General features: G+C 41.2%; 25 protein-coding genes. All 25 read left to right on the top strand.

The features are described from left to right. Positions 1-4 precede the first annotated feature (4 nt). Positions 5-283: a 30S ribosomal protein S19 gene (rpsS, locus tag HMPREF2726_RS11010; RefSeq protein ID WP_002215422.1), complete on the top strand. Its 279-nt coding sequence runs from the start codon at positions 5-7 to the stop codon at positions 281-283. Between the two features lie 8 nt (positions 284-291). Further along, entirely contained in the window at positions 292-621 is a 330-nt protein-coding gene (gene rplV, locus HMPREF2726_RS11005; protein ID WP_003675877.1) for a 50S ribosomal protein L22, read from the top strand. 9 nt (positions 622-630) lie between these two features. Next, positions 631-1,326, top strand: a complete 696-nt coding sequence (gene rpsC / locus HMPREF2726_RS11000; protein WP_009312987.1) for a 30S ribosomal protein S3 — start codon at positions 631-633, stop codon at positions 1,324-1,326. Next, the gene (rplP, locus tag HMPREF2726_RS10995) at positions 1,310-1,726 is read left to right on the top strand and encodes a 50S ribosomal protein L16 (RefSeq protein ID WP_003675880.1); all 417 of its coding nucleotides are present in this window, start codon (positions 1,310-1,312) and stop codon (positions 1,724-1,726) included. Before rpsC ends, rplP begins: the two co-directional genes overlap by 17 nt. Continuing rightward, entirely contained in the window at positions 1,726-1,917 is a 192-nt protein-coding gene (gene rpmC / locus HMPREF2726_RS10990) for a 50S ribosomal protein L29 (protein ID WP_003675882.1), read from the top strand. The genes rplP and rpmC overlap by 1 nt, the downstream gene beginning before the upstream one ends. After that, positions 1,917-2,180, top strand: coding sequence for a 30S ribosomal protein S17 (gene rpsQ / locus HMPREF2726_RS10985; protein ID WP_003707145.1), 264 nt, complete (start codon positions 1,917-1,919; stop codon positions 2,178-2,180). The genes rpmC and rpsQ overlap by 1 nt, the downstream gene beginning before the upstream one ends. A 225-nt stretch (positions 2,181-2,405) precedes the next feature. Next, positions 2,406-2,774, top strand: a complete 369-nt coding sequence (rplN, locus tag HMPREF2726_RS10980; RefSeq protein ID WP_002215434.1) for a 50S ribosomal protein L14 — start codon at positions 2,406-2,408, stop codon at positions 2,772-2,774. An 11-nt stretch (positions 2,775-2,785) separates the two neighbouring features. Beyond that, positions 2,786-3,109, top strand: coding sequence for a 50S ribosomal protein L24 (rplX, locus tag HMPREF2726_RS10975; protein WP_009312994.1), 324 nt, complete (start codon positions 2,786-2,788; stop codon positions 3,107-3,109). A gap of 9 nt (positions 3,110-3,118) precedes the next feature. Beyond that, a complete protein-coding gene (rplE, locus tag HMPREF2726_RS10970) occupies positions 3,119-3,658 on the top strand; it encodes a 50S ribosomal protein L5 (RefSeq protein ID WP_003759725.1) in 540 nt (179 codons plus the stop codon). A 2-nt stretch (positions 3,659-3,660) separates the two neighbouring features. Beyond that, positions 3,661-3,966: a 30S ribosomal protein S14 gene (gene rpsN / locus HMPREF2726_RS10965; RefSeq protein ID WP_003684736.1), complete on the top strand. Its 306-nt coding sequence runs from the start codon at positions 3,661-3,663 to the stop codon at positions 3,964-3,966. 14 nt (positions 3,967-3,980) lie between these two features. Next, positions 3,981-4,373 carry a 30S ribosomal protein S8 gene (gene rpsH / locus HMPREF2726_RS10960; RefSeq protein ID WP_003759723.1) on the top strand — a complete coding sequence of 131 codons (393 nt, stop codon included), beginning with the start codon at positions 3,981-3,983 and terminating at the stop codon, positions 4,371-4,373. A gap of 13 nt (positions 4,374-4,386) precedes the next feature. Next, complete coding sequence (gene rplF / locus HMPREF2726_RS10955) at positions 4,387-4,920, top strand: 50S ribosomal protein L6 (protein WP_009312997.1); 534 nt, start codon at positions 4,387-4,389, stop codon at positions 4,918-4,920. A gap of 13 nt (positions 4,921-4,933) precedes the next feature. Further along, complete coding sequence (gene rplR / locus HMPREF2726_RS10950; protein WP_003775849.1) at positions 4,934-5,287, top strand: 50S ribosomal protein L18; 354 nt, start codon at positions 4,934-4,936, stop codon at positions 5,285-5,287. 17 nt (positions 5,288-5,304) lie between these two features. Next, a complete protein-coding gene (rpsE, locus tag HMPREF2726_RS10945; protein WP_003684704.1) occupies positions 5,305-5,823 on the top strand; it encodes a 30S ribosomal protein S5 in 519 nt (172 codons plus the stop codon). After that, positions 5,816-6,001, top strand: a complete 186-nt coding sequence (gene rpmD / locus HMPREF2726_RS10940; protein WP_003759717.1) for a 50S ribosomal protein L30 — start codon at positions 5,816-5,818, stop codon at positions 5,999-6,001. Before rpsE ends, rpmD begins: the two co-directional genes overlap by 8 nt. Position 6,002: 1 nt before the next feature. Then, positions 6,003-6,437, top strand: a complete 435-nt coding sequence (gene rplO / locus HMPREF2726_RS10935; RefSeq protein WP_003775851.1) for a 50S ribosomal protein L15 — start codon at positions 6,003-6,005, stop codon at positions 6,435-6,437. Positions 6,438-6,450: 13 nt separating this feature from the next. Beyond that, a complete protein-coding gene (secY, locus tag HMPREF2726_RS10930) occupies positions 6,451-7,764 on the top strand; it encodes a preprotein translocase subunit SecY (RefSeq protein WP_036529768.1) in 1,314 nt (437 codons plus the stop codon). A 4-nt stretch (positions 7,765-7,768) separates the two neighbouring features. Beyond that, positions 7,769-7,987, top strand: coding sequence for a translation initiation factor IF-1 (infA, locus tag HMPREF2726_RS10925; protein WP_002215452.1), 219 nt, complete (start codon positions 7,769-7,771; stop codon positions 7,985-7,987). A 19-nt stretch (positions 7,988-8,006) separates the two neighbouring features. Beyond that, complete coding sequence (gene rpmJ, locus HMPREF2726_RS13425; RefSeq protein WP_003697674.1) at positions 8,007-8,120, top strand: 50S ribosomal protein L36; 114 nt, start codon at positions 8,007-8,009, stop codon at positions 8,118-8,120. Between the two features lie 65 nt (positions 8,121-8,185). Further along, positions 8,186-8,548, top strand: a complete 363-nt coding sequence (gene rpsM / locus HMPREF2726_RS10920; RefSeq protein WP_003749295.1) for a 30S ribosomal protein S13 — start codon at positions 8,186-8,188, stop codon at positions 8,546-8,548. Positions 8,549-8,567: 19 nt separating this feature from the next. After that, positions 8,568-8,963 (top strand): 30S ribosomal protein S11, encoded by a 396-nt coding sequence (rpsK, locus tag HMPREF2726_RS10915; RefSeq protein ID WP_002216249.1) that lies wholly within the window; start codon positions 8,568-8,570, stop codon positions 8,961-8,963. 15 nt (positions 8,964-8,978) lie between these two features. Beyond that, entirely contained in the window at positions 8,979-9,599 is a 621-nt protein-coding gene (rpsD, locus tag HMPREF2726_RS10910) for a 30S ribosomal protein S4 (RefSeq protein ID WP_009313009.1), read from the top strand. A gap of 25 nt (positions 9,600-9,624) precedes the next feature. Further along, entirely contained in the window at positions 9,625-10,611 is a 987-nt protein-coding gene (gene rpoA, locus HMPREF2726_RS10905) for a DNA-directed RNA polymerase subunit alpha (RefSeq protein WP_009313011.1), read from the top strand. A gap of 24 nt (positions 10,612-10,635) precedes the next feature. Beyond that, positions 10,636-11,010: a 50S ribosomal protein L17 gene (gene rplQ / locus HMPREF2726_RS10900; protein ID WP_009313013.1), complete on the top strand. Its 375-nt coding sequence runs from the start codon at positions 10,636-10,638 to the stop codon at positions 11,008-11,010. Positions 11,011-11,564: 554 nt separating this feature from the next. Then, positions 11,565-12,722: a lipid-A-disaccharide synthase gene (gene lpxB, locus HMPREF2726_RS10895; protein WP_009313015.1), complete on the top strand. Its 1,158-nt coding sequence runs from the start codon at positions 11,565-11,567 to the stop codon at positions 12,720-12,722. Positions 12,723-12,872: the final 150 nt, after the last annotated feature.

The raw sequence follows: 12,872 nt of genomic DNA, 5'->3' as shown, positions 1-12,872 counted from the left end.
TAGTATGGCTCGTTCATTGAAAAAAGGCCCATATGTAGACCTGCATTTGCTGAAAAAAGTAGATGCTGCTCGTGCAAGCAACGACAAGCGCCCGATTAAAACTTGGTCTCGTCGTTCTACCATTCTGCCTGATTTTATCGGTCTGACCATTGCTGTGCACAACGGCCGCACCCATGTGCCTGTGTTTATCAGCGATAACATGGTTGGTCATAAATTAGGTGAATTCTCATTGACCCGTACCTTTAAAGGCCACTTGGCTGATAAAAAGGCTAAAAAGAAATAAGGTGAATCATGAGAGTAAATGCACAACATAAAAATGCCCGTATTTCAGCTCAAAAAGCTCGTTTGGTAGCTGATTTGATTCGTGGTAAAGACGTTGCCCAAGCTTTGAATATTTTGACTTTCAGCCCTAAAAAAGGTGCTGAGTTGATTAAAAAAGTATTGGAATCAGCTATTGCTAATGCCGAGCACAATAACGGTGCCGACATTGATGAGTTGAAAGTGGTCACTATCTTTGTTGACAAAGGTCCAAGCTTGAAACGTTTCCAAGCTCGTGCCAAAGGTCGCGGTAACCGCATTGAAAAACAAACTTGTCATATCAATGTGACAGTGGGCAACTAAGGAAAAGCTATGGGACAAAAGATTAACCCTACAGGCTTTCGCCTGGCGGTAACTAAAGACTGGGCTTCAAAATGGTTTGCTAAAAGCACCGACTTTTCTGCTGTTTTGAAACAAGATATTGATGTTCGTAACTACCTGCGTAAAAAATTGGCGAATGCTTCTGTTGGTCGCGTAGTTATTGAGCGTCCTGCAAAATCTGCACGCATTACCATCCACTCTGCCCGTCCAGGCGTAGTAATTGGTAAAAAAGGTGAGGATATCGAAGTTCTGAAACGTGATTTGCAAGCCTTGATGGGCGTGCCTGTTCATGTGAATATCGAAGAAATCCGTAAACCTGAATTGGATGCACAAATTATTGCTGATGGTATTGCTCAGCAATTGGAAAAACGCGTTCAATTCCGCCGTGCTATGAAACGCGCTATGCAAAATGCTATGCGTTCAGGAGCAAAAGGTATCAAGATTATGACCTCAGGTCGTCTGAATGGTGCAGATATTGCTCGTAGCGAATGGTATCGTGAAGGTCGAGTACCTCTGCATACTTTGCGCGCAAACGTAGATTATGCAACTAGCGAAGCTCATACTACTTATGGCGTGCTGGGTCTGAAAGTTTGGGTCTATACTGAAAGTAATGTAAAGACTTCAGCTAAACCTGAGCATGAAAAGAAACAAAGAAAGGCAGGTGGACGTAATGCTGCAGCCAACTAGACTGAAATACCGCAAGCAACAAAAAGGTCGCAATACTGGTATTGCTACCCGCGGTAACAAAGTAAGTTTCGGTGAGTTCGGTTTGAAAGCCGTTGGTCGCGGTCGTTTGACTGCCCGCCAAATCGAAGCTGCTCGTCGTACAATGACTCGCCACATTAAACGTGGTGGTCGTATTTGGATTCGTGTATTCCCTGATAAACCAATTACTGAAAAACCTATTCAAGTTCGTATGGGTGGCGGTAAAGGTAACGTGGAATATTACATTGCCGAAATCAAACCAGGCAAAGTGTTGTATGAGATGGACGGTGTTCCAGAGGCTTTGGCTCGTGAAGCATTTGAATTAGCTGCTGCCAAATTGCCTATTCCTACGACCTTTGTAGTAAGACAGGTAGGTCAATAATGAAAGCAAATGAATTGAAAGACAAATCTATTGAGCAATTAAATGCAGATTTGTTGGACTTGTTAAAAGCTCAGTTTGGCTTACGTATGCAAAACGCAACTGGTCAATTGGGTAAGCCAAGCGAATTAAAACGTGTACGTCGCGATATTGCTCGTATTAAAACCATTTTAACTGAAAAAGGTGCTAAGTAATGAGCGAAAATAAAAATGTTCGTACTTTGCAAGGCAAAGTGGTAAGCGACAAAATGGACAAAACTGTGACAGTATTGGTTGAGCGTAAAGTAAAACACCCTCTGTACGGTAAAATTATCCGTTTATCAACTAAAATCCATGCCCATGATGAAAATAATCAATATGGAATTGGAGATGTTGTAGTAATTGCGGAATCTCGTCCACTGTCAAAAACCAAATCTTGGGTTGTTAAAGAACTGGTTGAGAAAGCACGTACTGTTTAAAATTTAAGACAGTTAGCTTTAATAAGAAACGAAGTGTTGCACCAAAGTGAATTTGCGTGTAAACTTCGTTTCTTATCTTTCAGTTTCTTCTGGAAGTTTCTTCCCTTCGGGATCCAAGACTGGTTTACTAGAACCGTGATGGTTTCATTTAGTTAGCTCAATTGAAATAAGTGGGCGAGTTATATGAAAATGGTAAATTAAGTTGGTTAATTTAAAGGTACTAATATGATTCAAATGCAGACCATCTTAGATGTGGCTGATAACTCTGGTGCGCGTCGTGTGATGTGCATCAAAGTGTTGGGCGGATCTAAGCGTCGCTACGCTTCTGTTGGCGATATTATTAAAGTCGCAGTTAAAGATGCGGCCCCGCGTGGTCGTGTTAAAAAAGGTGATGTATACAATGCGGTTGTTGTTCGTACTGCTAAAGGTGTACGTCGTCCTGATGGTGCGTTGATTAAATTCGATAACAATGCCGCCGTGTTGTTAAACAATAAACTTGAACCTCTGGGTACCCGTATTTTTGGTCCGGTAACCCGCGAGTTGCGTACTGAGCGATTTATGAAAATCGTTTCATTGGCGCCTGAAGTGTTATAAGGAATAGCGCGATGAATAAAATCATTAAAGGTGACCAAGTTGTTGTGATCACTGGTAAGGATAAAGGTAAGCAAGGTCAAGTAGTTCGCGTATTGGGTGGTAAAGTCGTTATTGAAGGTGTTAACGTCGTAAAACGTCACCAAAAACCCAATCCGATGCGTGGTATTGAGGGGGGTATTGTTGCTAAAGAAATGCCGTTGGATATTTCTAATGTTGCAATCCTGAATCCGGAAACTAATAAAGCAGACCGTGTTGGTATTAAACTGATTGAGAATGAAGGCAAAGTTAAGCGCGTTCGTTTCTTCAAATCAAATGGCTCTGTTATTGGAGCATAAGGAGATAACATGGCTCGTTTGAGAGAGTTTTATAAAGATACAGTTGTTCCTGAACTGATTAAACAATTTGGTTACAAGTCAGTAATGGAAGTTCCCCGTATTGAAAAAATTACTTTAAATATGGGTGTTGGAGAAGCTGTTGCTGATAAAAAAGTTATGGAGCATGCGGTATCTGACTTAGAGAAAATTGCTGGTCAAAAACCAGTCGTTACTGTTGCTCGTAAATCTATCGCAGGTTTTAAGATTCGCGATAATTATCCTGTCGGTTGCAAAGTAACATTGCGCCGTGATCAAATGTTTGAATTCTTGGATCGTTTGATTACTATTGCATTACCTCGTGTACGTGACTTCCGTGGTGTAAGTGGCAAATCATTTGATGGTCGTGGTAATTACAACATGGGTGTTCGCGAGCAAATCATTTTCCCGGAAATTGAATACGATAAAATTGATGCTTTGCGTGGTTTGAATATTACTATTACAACTACTGCAAAAACTGATGAGGAAGCTAAAGCTTTATTATCACTGTTCAAGTTTCCGTTTAAAGGATAATCATGGCTAAGAAAGCACTTATTAATCGTGAACTGAAACGTCAAGCTCTGGCGAAAAAGTTTGCAGCCAAACGTGAGGCAATTTTTGCTGTTATTAATGATGCGAATGCAACTGAAGAGGAGCGCTTTGAAGCTCGTCTGAAATTCCAATCCATTCCGCGTAATGCAGCTCCTGTACGTCAACGCCGTCGTTGTGCTTTGACAGGTCGTCCTCGTGGTACTTTCCGTAAATTCGGTTTGGGTCGTATTAAAATCCGTGAAATCGCTATGCGTGGCGAGATTCCCGGTGTTGTTAAAGCTAGCTGGTAATAGGAGTATTAATAATGAGTATGCATGATCCTATTTCCGATATGTTGACTCGTATTCGTAATGCGCAACGTGCCAATAAGGTAGCGGTTGCCATGCCTTCCTCTAAATTAAAGTGTGCAATTGCAAAAGTCTTGAAAGAAGAAGGTTATATCGAGGATTTTTCGGTTTCTGCTGATGCGAAGCCGGTATTGGAAATTCAATTGAAATATTATGCAGGCCGTCCTGTGATTGAGCAAATTAAACGTGTTTCACGTCCAGGTTTGCGTATTTACAAAGCTTCTAGCGAAATTCCTAATGTTATGAATGGATTGGGTATCGCTATTGTTAGTACTTCTAAAGGTGTGATGACTGACCGCAAGGCTCGTTCTGAGGGCGTCGGCGGTGAGTTGTTGTGCATCGTAGCCTAGTGGAGAAAAGTAAATGTCACGTGTCGCAAAAAACCCAGTGACTGTTCCTGCTGGTGTAGAAGTAAAATTTGGAACAGAAGCATTGGTTATCAAGGGTAAGAATGGCGAGTTGGTCTTTCCTTTGCATTCTGATGTCGTCATTGAATTAAACGATGGTAAATTAACTTTTGCTGCAAAAAATGACAGTAAGCAGGCAAATGCTATGTCAGGTACTGCTCGTGCATTAGTTAATAATATGGTTAAAGGTGTTTCAGAAGGTTTTGAGAAAAAACTACAATTGATTGGTGTGGGTTACCGTGCTCAAGCTCAAGGCAAAGTTTTGAATTTGTCTTTGGGTTTTTCTCATCCAATCGTATATGAAATGCCTGAAGGTGTTTCTGTTCAAACTCCTAGCCAAACAGAGATCGTTTTGACTGGTGCAGATAAACAAGTAGTTGGTCAAGTCGCTGCTGAAATTCGTGCATTCCGTTCTCCTGAGCCTTATAAAGGTAAGGGTGTTCGTTATGTAGGTGAAGTGGTAGTGATGAAAGAAGCCAAGAAAAAATAATTGAGGTTCACTAATGGATAAACATACAACCCGACTCCGTCGTGCACGCAAAACCCGTGCACGTATTGCGGACTTGAAAATGGTAAGATTATGTGTGTTCCGTAGCAATAATCATATTTATGCTCAAGTAATTAGTGCTGAAGGTGATAAAGTATTGGCTCAAGCCTCTACATTGGAAGCTGAAGTGCGTGGTAGTCTGAAATCTGGTGGCAACGTCGAGGCGGCTGCAGTAGTAGGAAAGCGCATTGCTGAGAAAGCTAAAGCCGTAGGCGTAGAAAAAGTTGCTTTTGATCGTTCAGGTTTCCAATATCACGGTCGAGTGAAAGCTTTGGCTGAAGCTGCACGTGAAAATGGTTTAAGCTTCTAATAATTGGAGACTTTCAGATGGCAAAACATGAAATTGAAGAACGTGGTGACGGCCTGATTGAAAAAATGGTCGCAGTTAATCGCGTAACTAAAGTAGTTAAAGGTGGTCGTATCATGGCTTTCTCTGCGCTAACTGTTGTTGGTGATGGGGATGGTCGTATTGGTATGGGTAAAGGTAAGTCAAAAGAAGTGCCGGTAGCTGTTCAAAAAGCAATGGATCAGGCTCGTCGCTCTATGATTAAAGTACCTCTAAAAAATGGTACGATTCATCATGAGGTTATTGGACGTCATGGCGCTACTAAAGTCTTTATGCAACCCGCTAAAGAAGGTAGTGGTGTAAAGGCAGGTGGTCCTATGCGCTTAGTTTTTGATGCTATGGGTATTCATAACATTTCTGCTAAAGTGCATGGTTCTACAAACCCTTATAACATTGTACGAGCTACATTAGATGGCTTGTCTAAGTTATATACACCTGCTGATATCGCTGCTAAACGTGGCCTAACAGTAGAAGACATTTTGGGAGCAAACCATGACTGAGCAAAAAAAGATTAAAGTTACATTGGTGAAGAGCCTGATTGGTACAATTGAATCTCATCGTGCATGTGCTCGTGGTTTAGGTTTACGCCATCGTGAGCATACAGTAGAGGTTTTAGATACCCCTGAAAACCGTGGTATGATTAACAAAATCAGCTACTTGTTGAAAGTGGAGTCTTGATATGTTTCTAAATTCTATTCAACCTGCTGAGGGGGCTACTCACGCTCGTCGTCGTGTAGGTCGTGGTATTGGTAGTGGTTTAGGTAAAACTGGTGGCCGTGGTCATAAAGGTCAAAAAAGCCGTTCTGGTGGTTTTCATAAAGTAGGTTTCGAAGGCGGTCAAATGCCTTTGCAACGTCGCCTGCCAAAACGTGGTTTCAAATCTTTGACTGCTGCTGCTAACGCTGAGATTCGTTTGAGTGAATTGAACTTACTCGCTGTGAATGAGATTGATGTATTAGTTCTCAAGCAAGCTGGGTTGGTTCCTACAACTGTTTCCAATGTGAAAGTTATTGCCTCTGGTGAGCTTTCAAAAGCTGTTGTCCTGAAGGGCATTAAAGCCACTAAAGGGGCTAAAGCAGCAATTGAAGCTGCTGGTGGTAAAGTGGAAGAATAAGGCTTGCATTATAGTGGCTAATCAACAATCTTTATCAGGCTTGTCCAAATTTGGAGATCTGAAAAAACGTCTAACGTTTCTTTTAGGGGCGTTAGTTGTTTTTCGTATTGGTGCCCATATCCCTGTACCTGGCGTAGATGCTGTTGCTTTAGCTAAATTATACGAAAGCGCTGGGAACGGCATACTAGGCATGTTGAACATGTTTTCTGGTGGTTCGTTAGAGCGCTTTAGTATATTTGCAATTGGCATAATGCCATATATTTCAGCATCAATAATTGTTCAATTGGCCTCTGAAATAATTCCTTCTTTAAAGGCATTAAAAAAGGAAGGGGAGGCAGGTCGAAAAGTTATTACAAAATATACAAGATACGGTACAGTACTATTAGCTATCTTACAGAGTTTTGGTGTAGCTACCTTTGTATTCCAACAAGGTGTAGTTGTCACTAATTCTTTAGAGTTCCATATTTCTACGGTAGTGAGCTTAGTCACAGGTACAATGTTCCTGATGTGGTTAGGTGAGCAGATTACGGAGCGTGGGATTGGGAATGGCATTTCTTTGATTATTACTGCTGGTATCGCTGCCGGTATTCCTTCTGGTATAGCAAGATTATTAGCTTTAACGAGTCAAGGATCAATTGGTATGCCTACAGCTGTGTCAATTGTTATTGGTGCATTGCTATTAATTTATATTGTTGTATATTTTGAAAGTGCGCAGCGTAAAGTTCCCGTGCATTATGCGAAACGCCAAATTGGTAGCGGTGTAATGCAAGGTTCTAATACACATATGCCCTTTAAGTTGAATATGGCAGGCGTCATTCCTCCTATTTTTGCGTCAAGTATTATTTTGTTTCCATCCACTTTGTTAAGCTGGTTTGGTTCTAATGATACAGGTAGTTTGTTGCATAAAATTGCTGGTTTGCTTCAGCATGGACAAGCTTTATATATTTTGTTATTTACAGTGACAATTATTTTCTTCTGCTATTTTTATACAGCCTTGGTTTTTAGCCCAAAAGAAATGGCAGAGAATTTGAAGAAAAGCGGTGCTTTTGTGCCGGGAATTCGACCTGGTAAGCAAACTTCTCAGTATCTGGAGCAGGTTGTATTACGCCTCACTTTGTTTGGTGCATTATATATTACAACTATTTGTTTAATTCCAGAATTTTTGACAACAGCTTTGAATGTTCCTTTTTATTTGGGTGGTACATCTTTACTGATTTTAGTCGTGGTGACAATGGACTTTAGTACCCAAATTAACTCTTACCGCATGACTCAGCAATATGAGAGTTTAATGAGCGGTCTTGATATGAAATCTTTATCACGTAAGTAGAATTATGGCTAAAGAAGATACCATACAAATGCAGGGGGAGATTCTTGAAACTCTACCTAACGCAACTTTTAAAGTAAAGCTTGAGAATGACCATATTGTATTAGGTCATATTTCCGGGAAAATGCGTATGCACTATATCCGGATCTCTCCTGGGGATAAGGTGACGGTAGAACTGACACCTTATGATTTAACTCGGGCTCGGATAGTCTTCCGAGCTAGATAAAACGATATAAGGAAAGATAATGCGTGTACAACCGTCTGTAAAGAAAATTTGCCGCAACTGTAAGATTATCCGTCGTAATCGAGTGGTTCGTGTAATTTGTACTGACCCTCGTCACAAACAACGTCAAGGTTAAGGGAACTTTTCTTTTAGCAAGACTTTGTGGTATAGTGACGAACTTTGCCGTTTAAAGGAAAAAATATGGCTCGTATTGCAGGGGTAAATATCCCTAATAATGCACATATCGTAATTGGCTTGCAGGCTATTTATGGTATCGGTGCTACTCGTGCTAAATTAATTTGCGAGGCAGCAAATATTGCTCCCACTACAAAAGCAAAAGATTTGGACGAGGCTCAATTAGACGCTTTGCGTGAACAAGTTGCTAAGTATGAAGTAGAAGGCGATTTGCGCCGTGAGGTAACGATGAGCATCAAACGATTGATGGACATGGGTTGTTACCGTGGTTTCCGTCATCGTCGAGGTTTGCCTTGTCGTGGTCAACGCACTCGCACAAACGCTCGTACCCGCAAAGGTCCGCGTAAAGCGATTGCTGGTAAAAAATAATTTTTAAGGAATTTTATTAATGGCTAAAGCAAACACAGCTTCGCGTGTACGTAAAAAAGTACGTAAAACCGTAAGCGAAGGTATTGTGCATGTACATGCTTCTTTCAACAATACCATCATTACAATCACTGACCGTCAAGGCAATGCATTGTCTTGGGCTACCTCTGGCGGCGCTGGTTTTAAAGGTTCTCGTAAAAGTACACCGTTTGCAGCTCAAGTGGCTGCAGAAGCAGCTGGTAAAGTTGCCCAAGAATATGGCGTTAAAAATTTAGAAGTTCGTATAAAAGGCCCTGGTCCCGGTCGAGAGTCTTCTGTACGTGCACTCAACGCTCTTGGTTTTAAAATTACCAGTATTACCGACGTTACTCCGTTGCCTCATAACGGTTGCCGTCCGCCTAAAAAACGTCGTATTTAAAGGAGTGATTGAAACATGGCACGTTATATTGGCCCTAAATGTAAATTAGCACGTCGAGAAGGCACTGATTTATTTCTGAAGAGCGCCCGTCGTTCTTTGGATTCTAAATGTAAACTTGATTCTGCTCCCGGTCAGCACGGTGCAAAGAAACCGCGTTTGTCCGACTATGGTTTGCAATTGCGTGAAAAGCAAAAAATTCGTCGTATTTATGGCGTTTTGGAACGTCAATTCCGTCGTTATTTTGCAGAAGCAGATCGACGTAAAGGCTCTACTGGTGAATTGCTGCTGCAATTGTTAGAGTCTCGTTTGGATAATGTAGTATATCGCATGGGATTTGGCTCGACTCGTGCTGAGGCGCGTCAGCTGGTTTCTCATAAAGCAATTACTGTTAACGGTCAGGTTGTAAATATTCCTTCTTTCCAAGTTAAAGCGGGTGATGTTGTAGCTGTTCGTGAGAAAGCTAAAAAACAGGTTCGTATCCAGGAAGCTTTAAGTCTGGCAACTCAAATCGGTTTACCAAGCTGGGTTTCTGTTGATGTAGACAAATTGGAAGGCGTATTTAAAAATATGCCGGATCGTTCAGAATTAACTGGCGATATTAATGAACAGCTGGTGGTAGAATTCTACTCTAAATAACGCTAGCTCAGTGAGGGACAGTTAAATGCAAAATAGCACAACCGAATTTTTGAAACCTCGTCAAATTGATGTCGATACTTTATCTACAACTCGTGCAAAAGTATCCATGCAGCCGTTTGAGCGCGGTTTTGGTCATACTTTAGGTAATGCTTTGCGTCGTATCTTACTGTCATCCATGAATGGTTTTGCTCCTACTGAAGTGGCCATTTCCGGTGTGTTGCACGAATACTCTACTGTTGATGGCGTTCAAGAAGATGTTGTCGATATTTTGTTGAATGTCAAAGGTATTGTATTTAAGCTGCATGGGCGTGGCCAAGTTCAGTTAACTTTGAGAAAGTCAGGGGTCGGTACAGTAGTTGCCGGTGATATCGAATTGCCACATGATGTGGAAATTTTAAATCCTGAGCATATTATTTGTCATTTGGCCGAGAATGGTCAAATTGAGATGGAAATCAAAGTTGAGCAGGGGCGTGGCTATCAATCTGTTTCCGGTCGTCGTGTTGTGCGCGATGAAAACCGCCAGATTGGTGCAATTCAGTTGGATGCGAGCTTTTCGCCCATCAGTCGTGTTAGCTTTGAAGTTGAACCTGCACGCGTAGAGCAGCGTACGGATTTAGATAAATTGGTTTTGGATATTGAAACTGATGGTTCTATTGATCCTGAAGAAGCTGTACGTAGTGCTGCTCGTATTTTAATTGATCAAATGTCTATCTTTGCTGATTTGCAAGGTACTCCAGTAGAAGAAGTTGAAGAAAAAGCTCCTCCTATTGACCCTATCCTGCTGCGTCCGGTAGATGATTTGGAATTAACTGTACGTTCAGCTAATTGTCTGAAAGCTGAAGATATTTATTATATCGGCGATTTGATTCAACGTACTGAAACAGAGCTTCTTAAAACTCCGAATTTGGGTCGTAAATCTTTGAATGAAATCAAAGAAGTGTTGGCATCTAAAGGCTTGACACTAGGTTCCAAATTGGAAGCTTGGCCGCCTGTAGGCTTAGAAAAGCCGTAAGTTTGAAGATTAAAGGATAATGACATGCGTCATCGTAATGGTAACCGCAAATTAAACCGTACAAGCAGCCATCGCGCTGCAATGCTGCGTAATATGGCGAACTCATTGTTGACTCACGAGACTATTGTGACAACTTTGCCTAAAGCTAAAGAATTACGCCGCGTAGTTGAGCCCTTAATTACATTGGGTAAAAAACCTTCCTTGGCAAACCGTCGTTTGGCATTTGACCGCACTCGTGATCGTGATGTTGTAGTTAAATTGTTTGATGAGTTAGGTCCACGTTTTGCTGCCCGTAATGGCGGTTATGTTCGTGTACTGAAATATGGTTTCCGCAAAGGTGACAATGCACCTTTGGCATTGATTGAATTAGTAGACAAAGCAGCAGAAGCTGCCGAGTAATCTAATACACTATAATAAAACACCATTTGTTTTCTCAAATGGTGTTTTATTATATGCAAGCTACCTTTTGTGTATTTTAAATACTCTATTTAAAATACTCTCGGTATATTGAAGTTATTCTTTTTGTTTGTATAGTGGCTTAACTAAATCAGGACAAGGCGACGAAGCCGCAGACAGTACAGATAGTACGGCAAGGCGAGGCAACGCCGTACTGGTTTAAAGTTAATCCACTATAATGATGGGTAAGTGGGTTTGCTATAGATAGAGTATTTCTTTTTAGTATCATATTATAAGAGATATTTTAAATAACATAAGTTACTAAAATTCTATGTTTAATACTATTTTCAAAATAAAAAACCTTTCTGATTTTTCCTAGCTTTTACTCAAAATCATAAAGGTTTTGGTCAAATGAAAATTTTTAGCGCATTTTTATGAGTCAAATTCCGTTAACAGACTATTTTTGCAAAGGTCTCTATAATTGAAATTTGACTAAGAACTTCTTTACCGTCAGGTATTACACTTACCAAATTCTTTTTTGTATCCCATAATTTTATATGACTACTTCTCTCACGATTGCAATGAGTGTTGCTGAGGCATCGGGTGATCTGCTTGGTGCACATCTTATTAGTGCGATTAAAAAACGTTGTCCTGATGCAAGATTTATTGGTATCGGTGGCGAGCGGATGAAGGCGGAAGGATTTGAAAGTCTTTATGACCAAGAAAAATTGGCAGTACGAGGCTTTGTTGAGGTAGTTAAACGTTTGCCCGAAATCTTGAAAATCCGAAAAGGTCTGGTTAATGACCTTATTCGTATAAAACCGGATGTTTTTGTTGGGATTGATGCACCTGATTTTAATCTTTGGGTGGAAGAGAAACTGAAGAAAACGGGTATTCCAACGGTTCACTATGTCAGCCCTTCTGTTTGGGCGTGGAGGCGTGAACGGGTGAACAAAATTGTTCATCAAGTTAACCGGGTGTTGTGCCTTTTCCCAATGGAACCACAGCTCTATTTGGATGCCGGTGGTAAGGCTGAGTTTGTCGGTCATCCGATGGCTCAAACCATGCCTGTAGATGTTGATCAATCTTCTGCGCGTCGTCAGTTGGGAGTTGCACCGTCTATCCCAGTATTTGCCTTGATGCCCGGCAGTCGTGTTAGCGAAATTGATTACATGGCTCCCGTGTTTTTTCAAACCGCATTACTTCTGTTAAAGCGTTACCCACAGGCGCAGTTTCTGATGCCGGTTGCTACGCAGGCCACCCACCGTCGTATATCAAAAATTCTTGCATCTGCGCAATTTTCGAACCTTTCCATTACATTAGTCGATAAACAAGCTGATACTGTTTGTACTGCGGCGGATGTGGTCTTGGTAACCAGCGGGACGGCAACGCTAGAAGTGGCTTTGTGTAAACGTCCTATGGTGATCAGCTATAAGATATCTCCTCTGACTTATGCTTATGTGAAGCGTAAAGTTAAAGTGCCACATGTCGGTTTGCCCAATATTTTGCTGAACAAATGTGCTGTTCCAGAGCTTTTGCAACATGATGCGACGCCTGAGAAACTGGCAGAAGCCATGATTTATTGGTATGAACATCCGGAAGCAGTTGCCCGCTTGAAACAAGATTTTCATGAGCTGCACTTATTTTTGAGAAAAGATACCGATACACTGGTTGCAAATGCAGTGTTGGAAGAAGCAGGTTTTTTCAATTCTTAGTTTGACCTGCGATTTGACAAGAGAAAAGAGCGGTAATCAAATCTGCAAAAAGTAATGAAGCAGAAAACGGGTTGCAGTTTAAACATCGCTTTGCCCCAACTTATCTATCCTTCAGTCGGCAAAGATAGCGTTTGCACGGCCTTTGCTATA

This window comes from Neisseria sp. HMSC074B07, from assembly GCF_001810355.1.
GTDB lineage: Bacteria > Pseudomonadota > Gammaproteobacteria > Burkholderiales > Neisseriaceae > Neisseria.
Note: the sequence above shows the minus strand (reverse complement) of the source record. Positions and strands in the feature narration are given on the sequence as shown.

Bases quoted from the DNA above. Each gene is read 5' to 3' on its own strand.
- rpsE (WP_003684704.1), top strand. From the start codon at position 5,305: ATGGCAAAACATGAAATTGAAGAACGTGGTGACGGCCTGATTGAAAAA.
- rplQ (WP_009313013.1), top strand. From the start codon at position 10,636: ATGCGTCATCGTAATGGTAACCGCAAATTAAACCGTACAAGCAGCCAT.
- rpsD (WP_009313009.1), top strand. From the start codon at position 8,979: ATGGCACGTTATATTGGCCCTAAATGTAAATTAGCACGTCGAGAAGGC.
- rplO (WP_003775851.1), top strand. From the start codon at position 6,003: ATGTTTCTAAATTCTATTCAACCTGCTGAGGGGGCTACTCACGCTCGT.
- rpsM (WP_003749295.1), top strand. From the start codon at position 8,186: ATGGCTCGTATTGCAGGGGTAAATATCCCTAATAATGCACATATCGTA.
- rplR (WP_003775849.1), top strand. From the start codon at position 4,934: ATGGATAAACATACAACCCGACTCCGTCGTGCACGCAAAACCCGTGCA.
- rpoA (WP_009313011.1), top strand. From the start codon at position 9,625: ATGCAAAATAGCACAACCGAATTTTTGAAACCTCGTCAAATTGATGTC.
- rpsN (WP_003684736.1), top strand. From the start codon at position 3,661: ATGGCTAAGAAAGCACTTATTAATCGTGAACTGAAACGTCAAGCTCTG.
- rplP (WP_003675880.1), top strand. From the start codon at position 1,310: ATGCTGCAGCCAACTAGACTGAAATACCGCAAGCAACAAAAAGGTCGC.
- rpsH (WP_003759723.1), top strand. From the start codon at position 3,981: ATGAGTATGCATGATCCTATTTCCGATATGTTGACTCGTATTCGTAAT.
- rpsS (WP_002215422.1), top strand. From the start codon at position 5: ATGGCTCGTTCATTGAAAAAAGGCCCATATGTAGACCTGCATTTGCTG.
- rplV (WP_003675877.1), top strand. From the start codon at position 292: ATGAGAGTAAATGCACAACATAAAAATGCCCGTATTTCAGCTCAAAAA.
- infA (WP_002215452.1), top strand. From the start codon at position 7,769: ATGGCTAAAGAAGATACCATACAAATGCAGGGGGAGATTCTTGAAACT.
- lpxB (WP_009313015.1), top strand. From the start codon at position 11,565: ATGACTACTTCTCTCACGATTGCAATGAGTGTTGCTGAGGCATCGGGT.
- rpsQ (WP_003707145.1), top strand. From the start codon at position 1,917: ATGAGCGAAAATAAAAATGTTCGTACTTTGCAAGGCAAAGTGGTAAGC.
- rplF (WP_009312997.1), top strand. From the start codon at position 4,387: ATGTCACGTGTCGCAAAAAACCCAGTGACTGTTCCTGCTGGTGTAGAA.
- rplN (WP_002215434.1), top strand. From the start codon at position 2,406: ATGATTCAAATGCAGACCATCTTAGATGTGGCTGATAACTCTGGTGCG.
- rpmC (WP_003675882.1), top strand. From the start codon at position 1,726: ATGAAAGCAAATGAATTGAAAGACAAATCTATTGAGCAATTAAATGCA.
- rpmD (WP_003759717.1), top strand. From the start codon at position 5,816: ATGACTGAGCAAAAAAAGATTAAAGTTACATTGGTGAAGAGCCTGATT.
- rplE (WP_003759725.1), top strand. From the start codon at position 3,119: ATGGCTCGTTTGAGAGAGTTTTATAAAGATACAGTTGTTCCTGAACTG.
- rpsK (WP_002216249.1), top strand. From the start codon at position 8,568: ATGGCTAAAGCAAACACAGCTTCGCGTGTACGTAAAAAAGTACGTAAA.
- rpsC (WP_009312987.1), top strand. From the start codon at position 631: ATGGGACAAAAGATTAACCCTACAGGCTTTCGCCTGGCGGTAACTAAA.
- rplX (WP_009312994.1), top strand. From the start codon at position 2,786: ATGAATAAAATCATTAAAGGTGACCAAGTTGTTGTGATCACTGGTAAG.
- rpmJ (WP_003697674.1), top strand. From the start codon at position 8,007: ATGCGTGTACAACCGTCTGTAAAGAAAATTTGCCGCAACTGTAAGATT.